Source organism: Tomitella cavernea (assembly GCF_016599145.1).
GTDB lineage: Bacteria > Actinomycetota > Actinomycetes > Mycobacteriales > Mycobacteriaceae > Tomitella > Tomitella cavernae.
Map to the genome: position 1 here is coordinate 1 of NZ_JAENKO010000024.1, position 11,952 is coordinate 11,952.

An 11,952-nucleotide genomic window follows, 5' to 3' on the forward strand; every position below is an offset into this window, starting at 1 on the left:
CGCGAGCCCGCAGGTGCGCTCGCCGGCGGCCAGGGCGGGCACCAGCTCGTCCGCGGCCGGTCCGCCCGCGCGCGCGAGCACCAGGCCGGCGAGCGCCCCGGTCAGAACCGGCCCGGGGGCCAGCGCCGCCGCGGCCGACTCGAGCATCGCGGCGAGATCGGCCACGGTACCGCCCGCGCCGTCGAGTTCCTCGGGCAGCGCCACCGACAGCACCCCCAGGTCGGCCATGGCGGAATACTGCGCGCGCCACAGGCGCGGATCGCCCTCGGATCGCCGCACGGTCTCCAGCGGCGAGGCCGAACGCGCCCACGCGCCGATGGAGTCCTGTACCGCCTGTTGTTCCGCGGTGGTCGCGATGGTCACGGTTCCTCCTGGCCGGTCATTCGTCGAGATCCGCCCCATTCTGGGTGCAACCCCTCCGGGAACGGCGCGGCAGGCTCGGTCAGCGGTCCTCGGCGGTCGGTGGATCACGCAACACCCGGCCGCCCCACGGATCGAGACAAATCCTCGCCCAACCTTAGAACGTGTTCTAATATGTGGTGCCAGTAGGGTCGAGATCGCCTCTCGACCTCCCGGAGAGTGGTACACCGGTTGACAACCCGGCGCGCCGGACACCCGCGGCCTCGACGGCGCGGCTGCCGTACGCAGGCTCCCTGCGGCGCACCGGGTCGATACAAAGCGCCGACGTTCCACACGGCCACACGGATATTCGAGGTAGTCCCATGGCAAGCAGTTCCCGCACCACCGCCCGCGACGGAGTCATCCCGACCCTGCGCGACGACGACCTGAACTCCAACGCGCAACGGGACCGGCGCCGCCGCATCCTCGATTCCACGCTGGCGCTCGCATCACGGGGCGGATACGACGCCGTGCAGATGCGCGCCGTGGCCGACCGGGCGGACGTCGCGGTGGGCACCCTGTACCGCTACTTCCCGTCCAAGGTGCACCTGCTGGTCTCGGCGCTGGCCCGCGAGTTCGAGCGCATAGACACGAAGACGGACCGCCGCATGCCGGCCGACCTGTCCACCCAGGAGCGCCTGGAGTTGATGATCGGCCAGATCACCACAGTGATGCAGCGCGATCCGCTGCTGACCGAGGCCATGACGCGCGCGTTCATGTTCGCCGATGCCTCGGCGTCGGCGGAGGTGGCGCGCGTCGGCGAACTTATCGACCGCATTTTCGCCCGCGCGCTCACCAACTCCGAGCACCCCACGGAGTATCAGCTCAACGTCTCCCGCGTGATCTCCGACGTGTGGATGTCGAACCTGGTCGCCTGGCTCACCCGGCGCGCCACGGCGGTGGACGTGGCCGACCGGCTCAAGCTCACCATCCGGCTGCTCATGGGCGACCGCGCCGATGCGGTGGACCCCGCTACCGGCGGCGCCCCCGTCATTGCGGACGATGCCCCCGTCATTGCGGACGATGCCGGGGTGCAGGGCACCGCCTGATCCGCACCCGTATGGTCCGCAGGCGGTGATCTGGCACGCTCCGCGTCCGCGGCACCGACGACCGCGCACGCGGTGGCACTAGACTTCGGCTGCACGGACCGCACGCGTCCGTCCACCGGAGGGCCGATCCCGGCGGGCGCACGCGGTCATCCCGCTCCCGAAAGCCCAGGACCGCCGCTGTGTCATCCCTGCCCGACGATCTCCGACGCACGCTGACCTCGCTGGCGCGCGCGCCCAGGCTGCTCGTCGCGTCCGACTACGACGGCACGATCGCGCCCATCGTCAACAACCCCGTCGACGCGCATCCGCGTCCGGAGTCGGTGACCGCTCTGCGCAATCTCGCCGCACTCCCCGGCACCGTCGCGGCGGTGATCTCGGGCCGCGCGCTACGTGATCTGGCCACGCTGTCGCGGCTGCCGTCCGAGGTGCACCTGGTGGGCAGCCACGGCTCCGAGTTCGATATCGGCTTCATCGAGGAGATCGACGCGTCGGCGCGCGCCCTGCTGGGCCGCGTCGTGGACGCACTCCAGGAGATCGCCGACGAGACCCCCGGCGCCACCGTGGAGACCAAACCGGCCAGCGCCGCGTTGCACGTGCGCAACGTGGCCGACGCCGCGGCCGCGGACACCGCCGTGCATTCCGCGCGCACCGGGCCGGCCGAGTGGTCCGGCGTGCAGAGCACCGAGGGCAAGGCCGTGATCGAGCTGTCGGTGGTGACCACCGACAAGGGCGATGCTCTCGACATCCTGCGCCACCGGGAGGGCGCGTCGGCCACCGTGTTTTTCGGCGACGACGTCACGGACGAGAGGGCGTTCCGCCGCCTGCACGGCCCCGACGCGGGCATCAAGGTGGGACCCGGCCCCACCGGCGCGCACTTCCGCGTCGACGACACCGAGGACGTGGCCCGGGTGCTGGCGTTCCTCCTCGAACAGCGTCGCGCGTGGCTGCTGGGGGCGCACGCCACGCCCATCGAGCGCCACACCATGCTGGCCTCGCCGGACGCGAAGGCGCTCGTCACCCCCGCCGGGTCGATCAACTGGCTCTGCCATCCGGACCCCGACTCCGCCGGGCTGTTCTCGGCGCTGCTGGGCAGCGACTCCGCCGGCCACTTCACCGTGGTCCCCGAGCACGGCGGTCTGCCGCTGAGCCAGGAGTACGTCGACGGCACGATGACCGTGGAGACCCGGTGGGCCTCCCTCCTGGTGACCGACTACCTGCCGCACGACGTCCCGCGCGGCCGGGTCAATCTCACGCGCGTGATCAGTGGGACGGCCGTATGCCGCGTGGTCTTCGCACCGCGCCCGGAGTTCGGTCAGGTGCGGGTCCAGATCGAGGCGGCCGGCGAGGGCCTGCACGTCCAGGGCACCAACGATCCGATCGTGCTGCGCTCGCCGGGCGTCCGGTGGCGCATCGTCGGCGACGGTCTCCAGCAGTCCGCGGAGGCCGTCGTGGACCCTTCCGACGCGCCGGTGGTGCTCGAGCTGCGTTGCGGCACCGACGACCTGTCCGCCGCGCCGCGCCCCGAGGCCGAAGTCCGGGCCGAGGCGGAGGACTACTGGCGCACGTGGGCGCAGTCTCTCACGCTGCCGCCGCTCAAGCCGTCGCTGATGAAGCGCAGCGCGCTCACGCTGCGCGGCCTCGTGCACGCGGACACCGGGTCGATCATGGCCGCGGCCACCACCTCACTGCCCGAGGAGATCGGCGGGGTCCGCAATTGGGACTACCGCTACTGCTGGCTGCGCGACGCCTCGATGACGGCGTCCGCGCTGATCTCGGTCGGATCGCTCGGCGAGGCCGCCGCGCTGCTCGACTGGCTGCACGGCGTCCTGGACACCCTCTCCGGTCCGGAGCGCCTCAACCCCCTCTACACCCTCGACGGGGCCGGCCTTCCACCCGAGGCGGTGCTCGACACCCTGCCGGGGTACGCGGGTTCCCGGCCGGTGCGCGTCGGCAACGCCGCCAACCAGCAGGTGCAGCTCGACGTGTTCGGCCCCATTACCGAGCTCGTCGCCGACCTGGCCCGCGCCCGGCGCACCGCCGGCGCCGATGCCGGTGCGGCGCTGAACGACCGCGACTGGTCGCTGGTGCGGGCGATGACCTCGGCCGTCGCGCAACGTTGGACCGAGCCGGACAACGGCATCTGGGAGATCCGCGGGGCCCCGCGGCACCACGTGTACTCCAAGGTCATGTGCTGGGTGACGATCGACCGTGCGCTGGCGCTCGCCGCGGACTTCGAACGCGAGGCCGAAGCCGACTGGGAGTCGCTCCGCGCCAAAATCGCCGACGACGTGATCGAGAACGGCTGGAGCGCGCAGGCACATTCGTACACCGCCGCCTACGACGGGGTCGACCTGGACGCCGCGTCGCTGTTCATCGGGCTCTCGGGCCTCCTGGACCCGGCCGACCCGCGCTTCGCCGCCACCGTCTCGGCCACCGAGGCCGTGCTGCGCAGCGGGTCGACGGTGTACCGGTACCGCTCGGACGACGGGCTTCCCGGCACCGAGGGCGGCTTCCACCTGTGCGCGGCATGGCTGGTGGAGGCGTATCTGCTGGTGGGCCAGCGCAGCCAGGCGGAGGCGTTGTTCAACCAGCTCGCCGCCGCCGCGGGCCCCACCGGCCTGCTGCCTGAGGAGCACGACCCGGTGGCCGAGCGTGCGCTGGGCAACCACCCGCAGGCGTACAGCCACATCGGACTCCTCCGCTGCGCGCAACTGCTGTCCGCGCAGTAATCCTCGCCTCACCGCCGCATGCCCGGGCGCATCCCTGCGTTACTCTGTAATGACAATCGTTTTCATCAAGCGATCCGTACGGGAGAGTTGCCGCGCGCTCCCACCAGGAGCAGGCCGCGCCGGGGACAGCCCCCGCAGGCAGGGAAGGGAGGCCGTGCGCATGCAGCTGCACCGCCGCGCCTCCGGCGCACGCGTCCGCGGGCTGCGCCTGGCCGCGGCGGCGCTCGTCGCGCTCGCGGCGGCAGGATGCGCATCCTCCACGGCCTCTCCCGCCGCCGACGGCCGCACCTCCGTCGTGGCCTCCACCGCGGTGTGGGCGGGGATCGCCGAACAGATCGGCGGTTCCTCGGTGGACGTGCAGACGATCGTGCCGCAGGGCCAGGACCCGCACGAGTTCCAGGTCACCCCCGCCGATGCGCTGACGGTGGACCGCGCCGACGTGCTGCTGGCCAACGGCGGCGGGTACGACGCGTTCTTCACCTCGCTCATCCGCGGCGTCTCCGCCTCCGCTCCCGTGATCGACGCCGCAGCGCTGCACGCCGACCAGCCGGAAACCGACGATCATGATCACACGCACGGGGCGATCAACGAGCACCTGTGGTTCGACCTCGACACCGTCGAAGCGGTCGCCGACGACCTCGCCGGGCAGCTGGCGACGATCGCCCCCGCCGAGGCCGACGCGTTCCACGCCCGCGCGGACTCGCTGCACGCGGAGCTGCGCTCGCTCCAGAACAGGTCCGCCGCCATCGCCGCGGGCCGCCCCCGGCCCGTCGTCGCCACCGAGCCGGTGGCCCACTACCTGCTGACCGGCGCCGGGATCGAGGACCTGACCCCGCCCGAGTTCGGCGAGGCGATCGAACACGGCTCCGACCCGGCGCCCGCGGTGATCGCGCAGCTCACGTCGCTGCTGTCCGGCGGCGAGGTGTCCGCGCTGGTCTACAACACGCAGACCGAAAGCCCCACCACCGAGGCGATGCTCCGCGCCGCCGGCCGCGCCGGCCTTCCCGTCGTCGAGGTCGCGGAGTCCCCGCCCGACGGGGTGCCCTACACCGCATGGGTGGATACGATCCTCACCGCACTGGGAAAGGCGACGGCCCGATGACCGCACTCCCCGCGACCGACGGCCGGACCGCGCCGCAGCCCGCGCCCGCCCTTGCACTGCGTGGCGCCGCGCTGGGGTTCGGCGACCGCACGCTGTGGTCCGGGCTGGACCTCACGGTGCGGCCCGGCGAGTTCATCGCCGTGCTCGGGCCCAACGGGTCCGGCAAGTCCAGCCTGCTCAAGGTGCTGCTGGGGCTGCAGCCGCTCAGCCACGGCGAGGCAGAGGTCGCGGGCCGGGCCGTACGCACCGGAAACGACCGGGTCGGCTACATCCCCCAGCAGAAGTTGATCGATCCCGACACCACCGTGCGCGGGCGGGACATGGTGGGCTTCGGACTCGATGGTCATAGGTTCGGCGTCGGGCTGCGCGGCAGGCGCAGGCGCCGGGAGCGGGTCTACGCCGCGCTCGCCGAGGTCGGCGCGGGCGCGTACGCAGACCGGCCGATGGGCGTGCTCTCCGGCGGTGAGCAGCAGCGCCTCCGCGTGGCGCAGGCGCTGTGCGGCGACCCGGCGGTCCTGCTGTGCGACGAGCCGCTACTCAGCCTGGACCTCGCCAACCAGCAGACCGTGGCACGGCTCATCGACCGTCGGCGCCACGACGCCGGCACCGCAGTCCTGTTCGTCACACACGAGGTCAACCCGATCCTGCCGATGGTCGACCGCGTCCTGTACATCGTCGACGGGCGGTTCGCCGTCGGCACGCCCGACGAGGTGCTCACCTCCGAGGCCCTCACCGACCTGTACCGCACTCCTGTCGATGTGCTGCGGGTGCACGGCCGGGTGGTCGTCGTCGGCGCCGCCGGCGCACCTCTGGACCCGCACTGCCAAGCCTCACCGCTGGCGCCGGACGGGTCCGCCGGCCGGACCGTCACGGGCGGAACGGCGGTCCCCCGATGAACGACAAGCTGACGCAGCTGATCGACAACCTCTTCGCATTCCAGACCACCGGCGCCTTGCTGCAGATGGACTTCGTGCGCAATGCACTCATCGCCGCTGCCGTCATCGGGCTCGTCTCCGGCATGATCGGACCGCTGATCGTCACCCGGCAGATGTCGTTCGCCGTGCACGGCACCTCCGAGCTGTCCATGGCCGGCGCCGCGTTCGGTCTGCTGTTCGGCATCGACGTGGGCGTGGGCGGCCTGGTGGGCGCGGTGGTCGCGGCGGTGGCTTTCGGCCTGCTCGGCACCCGCATCCGCGAACGAGACTCGGTGATCGGCGCGATCCTGGCGTTCGGCCTGGGGCTGTCGGTGCTGTTCATCTGGCTCAACCCGGACCGCACGTCCAACAAGTTCTCCCTGCTGGTCGGCCAGGTGGTGAGCGTCGACACCGCGGGGATCTCGCTGCTCGTGTGGTCCGCCGTCGTGGTGCTGGCGGTGCTCGCCATCGTCTACCGGCCGCTGTGGTTCGCCAGCGTCGACCCCGACGTGGCCGCTGCCCGCGGGGTGCCCATGCGGATGCTGTCGATGGTGTTCGCGGTACTCATCGGCATCACCGCGGCCATGGGCGTGCAGATCGTGGGCGCGCTGCTGGTGCTGTCGCTGCTGATCACGCCCGCCGCGGCCGCCGCCCGCATCACCTCCAGCCCGCTGAGGGCCACGGTGCTGTCGGTGGTGTTCGCGGAGGTCTCCGTGATGGGCGGCATCATCGCGTCGCTGGCGCCGGGGGTGCCCGTGTCCGTGTTCGTCACGACGATCTCGTTCGCGATCTACGTGGTCTGCCGGGCCGTGGCCGCCGTGCGCGGCCGCCGCGCCCGCATGCACCGGCGGCCCGTGGACGTGACGCCCCGGGCGGAGTCGGCACCGGTGCAGGTGTAGTCCGGCCCGCGCCGTGACACCATGGTGGTGTGACGGCCATCGACCTCAACAGCGACCTCGGCGAGGGTTTCGGCACCTGGCCGCTGGGCGACGACGCCGCGATGCTCGCGCTCGTCACCTCCGCCAACATCGCCTGCGGTTTCCACGCCGGCGACCCCGCCACGCTCCTCGACACCACGGCCGGGGCCGTCGAACGCGGCGTGCGGGTGGGCGCCCAGGTGGGCTATCGGGACCTGGCCGGGTTCGGCCGCAGATTCATCGATATGACGCCGCGGGACCTCACCGCGGACGTCATCTACCAGATCGGCGCGCTCGACGGCCTGGCCCGGGCCCGCGGGGGCCGCGTGCGCTACGTGAAGCCGCACGGGGCGCTCTACAACACCATCGTGCATCACGAGGGACAGGCGGACGCCGTCGTCGACGCGGTCCGCGCCTACGACCCCGCGCTCCCCGTCCTGGGACTTCCGGGGTCGGTGTTCCTCGACGCGGCGGACCGGGCGGGCCTGCGCACCGTCGCCGAGGCGTTCGCCGACCGCGGCTACACCCCCACCGGCACGCTGGTGCCGCGCGGCGAGCCCGGCGCGCAGCTCACCGATCCCGACGCCATCGCCGCGCGGGTGGTGGCCATGGTCGAGGACGGCGTGATCCCGGCAGTCGACGGCACCCGGCTCCCGGTCCGCGCCGAGACGGTGTGCGTGCACGGGGACACACCCGGCGCCGTCGCCATGGCCAGGACGGTGCGCGCAGCACTCGACGGCGCCGGAATCCACCTGCGCCCGTTCACGTGAGGACGCGCCGCGGATGCCCCCGAACGGCGGACGGGCGATGAACGGCGGGCGCTGGAAGGCCGGGCGCACTCCCGACGACGATCGGGTGCGCATCATGGCCGCCGGCGATGCGGCCGTGCTCGTCGAGTTCCCGGGGGTCGGCGGGCCGGTGTCGCCGGCCGTACTCCCGTTCACCGCTGCCGCTGCCCGCGGGCGCCTGGCCGGCATTGTCGACGTGATCCCGGCCGCCCGGACCGCGGCCGTCACGTTCTCCCCTGCGATGATAGCCGCCCACGTCGTCCACGAGTGGTGCGCGGATCTCGCCGCCCGCGCCGTCGCGGAGTCTGAGTGCGCGGATCCTGTGGGCGCCGGAGGTTCCGCGGAACCGCCCGGCGACGCTCTGGTGATCCCGGTCGTCTACGACGGCCCCGACCTCGACGCGGTTGCCGCCGCCACCGGACTCGCCCGCGACGAGGTGGTCGGCGCGCACACCGGAACCGAGTGGACGGTCGCCTTCACCGGGTTCGCGCCCGGCTTCGGCTACCTCGTCGGCGGGGATCCGCGGCTCGAGGTGCCGCGCAGGCCCACCCCGCGCACGCGTGTGCCCGCCGGGAGCGTGGGTCTCGCCGGGCAGTTCAGCGGCGTCTACCCGCGGCCGTCCCCGGGCGGATGGCAGCTCATCGGCACCACGGCGGCGGAGCTGTGGCAGCCGCTCCGCGACCCGCCCGCGCTGCTCGCGCCGGGAACCCGCGTGCGCTTCGCACGCGCGGGGGCGGAGGTATGAGCGGCACCGCCCTCCCGGGGCGCCTGGAGGTGCTGGACCCCGGCCCCATGACCACTGTGCAGGACGGCGGACGCCCGGGCCGCGGCGCGCTGGGCGTGGGTCTATCGGGCGCCGCGGACCGGGGCGCCATGGCCGCGGCGAACCGACTGGTGGGCAACGACGAGGGGGCCGCGGTCCTCGAGACGACGCTGGGCGGCCTGGCCGTGCGCGCCCGCCGGGCGGCGATCGTCGCGGTGACCGGCCCGGTCACCACCGTCGACGTCGACGGCTCCCCGGCCGGCTCGCATTGCCGCGTCCTCCTGCACGCGGGCCAGGTGCTGTCCGTCGCCGCACCTCCGCATGGCCTGCGGAACTACCTCGCGGTGCGCGGCGCGGTGGTGGAAATCCACGGGACCGACGGCGCCGTGCACCGGGCCGAGTTGGGGAGCCTCGCCACGGACCTGCTCTCCGGGCTGGGTCCGCCCGTACTGCGCGCGGGCGACGCGCTCGTCACCGGGCGCCCCGCCGCGGCCCTGCCCGCGACCGACCTGGTCCCGCCGGACTCCGCCGCGCACACCGCCCCCGTCCGGCTGCCCATCGTGTGGGGTCCGCGCGACGACTGGTTCACCGCCGGCGCCCGGCGGCTGCTGGCGGCCCGCGAATGGACGGTAATGCCCGACACCGACCGGGTGGGGGCCCGGCTGCACGGCCCGGAGGGGCTGCGCCGCGCGCGCCGCGGCGAGCCGGCCTCGGAGCCGATGGTCACCGGGGCACTGCAGGTGCCCGCCGACGGGCTTCCGGTGCTGTTCTTGGCGGACCATCCCGTGACCGGGGGCTATCCGGTGATCGCGGTGGTGCGCCGCGCCGCTCTCGACGCGGCGGCCCAGTTGCGCCCCGGGGACCGGGTGGTGTTCACGGCCGCCGGGTGAGGACCCTGCGCAGCGCGTCCACGACCGCGAGCCCGGCCGCGGCCATCATCACGATCGACGTGGTCACCCGCGCTCCGTCGTACATCGTCACCTCGATGGGGGGCTGCCCCTCGACGAGCACCGGTGTGCGCGCCGGCTGCACCCCCTGGTTCCAGAACCACACCGACATCGCGATCGCCACCAGCGCCACCACGGCTTCGGCGGCGGCGATCCACCGGGTCCGGGTCATTGCGGCCCCCGGCCCTTGACGCCGGTCGCGCCCTTGCGCGGGCGGCGTCGGGCCACCAGCGGCTCCAGGACGGCGCGCAGTGCCGCATCGTCGCGCGCCCACGCCTGCCGCAGCGCACCGGAGCGCAGCTGCACGCCGATCCCCCGCCGTCCCCGCGGCACCACGGACAGCCCGCCCAGCGAGCGCGCCGATTCCCACGGTTCACGCGGATCCTGGCGCCGGCGGCCCTTGGGGGCCGGGGGGAACACGTGGACGATGTCGGCGATGGCGATGTCGTCGGTGCCCAGGCGCAGCGTGCTCCCTGTCAGCTCGACGGCGGTGTGCGTGCGGGCGGCGTGGATGATGAGCGCCCCCACCGCCGCCAGCACCGCGCCGGACACCAGCCACACGGGCACCGGCATGCCGCCGCCCATGACCGCGTCCATCACGATCCCGACGAGTGCGAACGCGGGCGCCAGCACGATGGGCCACCAGCGCGCGCCGGGCTCGGAGAACAGCGGGGCGCTCACCGCGGCCGCCCCCCGTAGAAGAACCGGTGCGCCTCACCGCGGTGCACGATCACCGACGCCCCTATGGCGAGCACGGCCTGCAGGATGGCGCAGACCTCCAGCACCACGGAGCCGTTGCTGTTGAAGCCCAGCAGCCCCTCGAATCCGATCACCGTGATGATCGCAGTGAATCCCACGAGCACCGCCCGCGCCCATGCCTTGCCGCGCAGCATCCGGCGGGCCACCAGCCACGTCAAGCCGATGACGACCGCGCCGAGCACGCCGATCACGCCCAGCGACAGGTGGAAGCTGGAGACCACGTCGGCACGGGTGACGGGCTGGCCGTTCACCCCGCCGGAGAACCGTTCGAGCATCTCGTCGACGACGGTGTCCTGCAGCCCGGACATCACCAGGATCACCCCGACTGTGGTGCCGATGCCGAGCACCGCCACCAGGCACCACAACTCGTAGGCGATGCGCACCGCCGACGGCGCCTCGGGGGGACCCTCGCCGGTGCCGCCGGTGCCGCCGCTGCCCTGCCCCGTCCCCGGGTACCGGGGCGGCGGGGCGCCCGACAGCCGTTCATCGGCCTTCACTCGTGGATCACCACCGGGTCACCGCAGCATCGCGGCCGCTTCGGCCGCCCAGTAGGTGAGCACGATGTCCGCGCCGGCGCGGCGGATCGAGGTGAGCGACTCGAGGATCACCGCGTCGCGGTCGATCCATCCGTTCACGGCCGCCGCGCTGATCATCGCGTACTCGCCGGACACCTGGTAGGCGGCGACGGGGACCGTCGACTCGGCCGCGACCTCGCGCAGCACGTCCAGATAGAGCATCGCCGGCTTGACCATGACCATGTCCGCGCCCTCGCCCAGGTCCAGGCGGGTCTCACGCAGCGCCTCGCGGATGTTGGCCGGGTCCTGCTGGTAGGTCTTGCGGTCGCCGATCAGGGTGGATCCGACCGCCTCGCGGAACGGCCCGTACAGCGCCGACGCGTACTTGGCGGAGTAGGCGAGGATGGAGGTGTGGCGGAAGTTCGCCGCGTCCAACGCCGCACGGATGGCGCCCACCTGGCCGTCCATCATGCCGCTGGGGCTCACCACGTGCGCGCCGGCCTCGGCCTGCGCCAGTGCGGTGTCCACGTAGCGCTGCACGGTGAGGTCGTTGTCGATGCGTTCGCGGCCGTTGGCGTCGCGGCTGAGCACGCCGCAGTGCCCGTGGTCGGTGAACTCGTCCAGGCAGGTGTCGGCCATGAGGACGGTGTCGTCGCCGAACTCGGACCGCAGCGCCCCCAGTGCCCTGTTGAGCACGCCGTCCGGGTCGACGGCGCCGCTGCCTGCGGCGTCCCGGTGCGCGGGCACGCCGAAGAGCATGAGCCCGCCCACACCGGCGGCGACCGCGTCGTGGGCCGCCCGCACCAGCGTGTCCTGCGTGTGCTGCACGACGCCGGGCAGCGATGCGATGGGCCGCGGGTCCGAGAGCCCCTCGGCCACGAACATCGGCAGCACCAGGTTGCGGGGCGTCGTGGTGGTCTCGGCCACGAGCCGGCGCATCGCCGGCGTGGTGCGCAGGCGCCGGGGACGGTGGTCTGGGTACACGCTCTCCTCCTTAGGACCCCGTCGGACGGGGCCGCACCGCGGACGATACCCCGCCGCGTCGGACCGGCGGGGCGGGAAGCCGGACG

At 73.3% G+C, this 11,952-nt stretch carries 12 protein-coding genes and 1 pseudogene; 8 read left to right on the forward strand and 5 right to left on the reverse strand.

The annotated features are described in order from the left end of the window. On the reverse strand, positions 1-363 hold a 363-nt coding region (locus JJ683_RS09770), incomplete at its 3' end, for an acyl-CoA dehydrogenase family protein (protein ID WP_200173611.1). A gap of 359 nt (positions 364-722) precedes the next feature. Between JJ683_RS09770 and kstR the strand changes: the two are divergent. The 8 genes and pseudogenes from kstR to JJ683_RS09810 form a co-directional block, all read left to right on the forward strand. Beyond that, positions 723-1,346, forward strand: a pseudogene (gene kstR, locus JJ683_RS09775) (cholesterol catabolism transcriptional regulator KstR); the annotation flags it as partial. 281 nt (positions 1,347-1,627) lie between these two features. Next, on the forward strand, positions 1,628-4,177 hold the full coding sequence (otsB, locus tag JJ683_RS09780; RefSeq protein WP_200173616.1) for a trehalose-phosphatase: 2,550 nt from the start codon (positions 1,628-1,630) through the stop codon (positions 4,175-4,177). A 160-nt stretch (positions 4,178-4,337) separates the two neighbouring features. Next, positions 4,338-5,279 carry a metal ABC transporter solute-binding protein, Zn/Mn family gene (locus JJ683_RS09785; RefSeq protein WP_200173617.1) on the forward strand — a complete coding sequence of 314 codons (942 nt, stop codon included), beginning with the start codon at positions 4,338-4,340 and terminating at the stop codon, positions 5,277-5,279. Further along, on the forward strand, positions 5,276-6,175 hold the full coding sequence (locus tag JJ683_RS09790) for a metal ABC transporter ATP-binding protein (protein ID WP_200173619.1): 900 nt from the start codon (positions 5,276-5,278) through the stop codon (positions 6,173-6,175). The genes JJ683_RS09785 and JJ683_RS09790 overlap by 4 nt, the downstream gene beginning before the upstream one ends. After that, on the forward strand, positions 6,172-7,092 hold the full coding sequence (locus JJ683_RS09795; protein ID WP_200173621.1) for a metal ABC transporter permease: 921 nt from the start codon (positions 6,172-6,174) through the stop codon (positions 7,090-7,092). Before JJ683_RS09790 ends, JJ683_RS09795 begins: the two co-directional genes overlap by 4 nt. Before the next feature lie 29 nt (positions 7,093-7,121). Further along, entirely contained in the window at positions 7,122-7,880 is a 759-nt protein-coding gene (locus tag JJ683_RS09800; RefSeq protein ID WP_200173623.1) for a LamB/YcsF family protein, read from the forward strand. 85 nt (positions 7,881-7,965) lie between these two features. Beyond that, the gene (locus tag JJ683_RS09805) at positions 7,966-8,643 is read left to right on the forward strand and encodes a 5-oxoprolinase subunit B family protein (protein ID WP_200173712.1); all 678 of its coding nucleotides are present in this window, start codon (positions 7,966-7,968) and stop codon (positions 8,641-8,643) included. Continuing rightward, positions 8,640-9,551, forward strand: coding sequence for a 5-oxoprolinase subunit C family protein (locus tag JJ683_RS09810; protein ID WP_200173625.1), 912 nt, complete (start codon positions 8,640-8,642; stop codon positions 9,549-9,551). Before JJ683_RS09805 ends, JJ683_RS09810 begins: the two co-directional genes overlap by 4 nt. On the opposite strand, the gene JJ683_RS09815 is transcribed toward JJ683_RS09810, so the two are convergent. From JJ683_RS09815 to hemB, 4 genes are read right to left on the reverse strand one after another with little or no spacing between them, the layout of a single operon-like run. Continuing rightward, positions 9,535-9,780 (reverse strand): hypothetical protein, encoded by a 246-nt coding sequence (locus JJ683_RS09815; protein WP_200173628.1) that lies wholly within the window; start codon positions 9,778-9,780, stop codon positions 9,535-9,537. The genes JJ683_RS09810 and JJ683_RS09815 overlap by 17 nt on opposite strands. Beyond that, positions 9,777-10,289, reverse strand: a complete 513-nt coding sequence (mce1N, locus tag JJ683_RS09820; protein WP_200173630.1) for a transport-regulating membrane protein Mce1N — start codon at positions 10,287-10,289, stop codon at positions 9,777-9,779. The genes JJ683_RS09815 and mce1N overlap by 4 nt, the downstream gene beginning before the upstream one ends. Then, the gene (locus JJ683_RS09825; RefSeq protein WP_200173632.1) at positions 10,286-10,864 is read right to left on the reverse strand and encodes a hypothetical protein; all 579 of its coding nucleotides are present in this window, start codon (positions 10,862-10,864) and stop codon (positions 10,286-10,288) included. The genes mce1N and JJ683_RS09825 overlap by 4 nt, the downstream gene beginning before the upstream one ends. 18 nt (positions 10,865-10,882) lie before the next feature. Then, entirely contained in the window at positions 10,883-11,866 is a 984-nt protein-coding gene (gene hemB, locus JJ683_RS09830; RefSeq protein ID WP_200173634.1) for a porphobilinogen synthase, read from the reverse strand. Between the last annotated feature and the right edge of the window lie 86 nt (positions 11,867-11,952).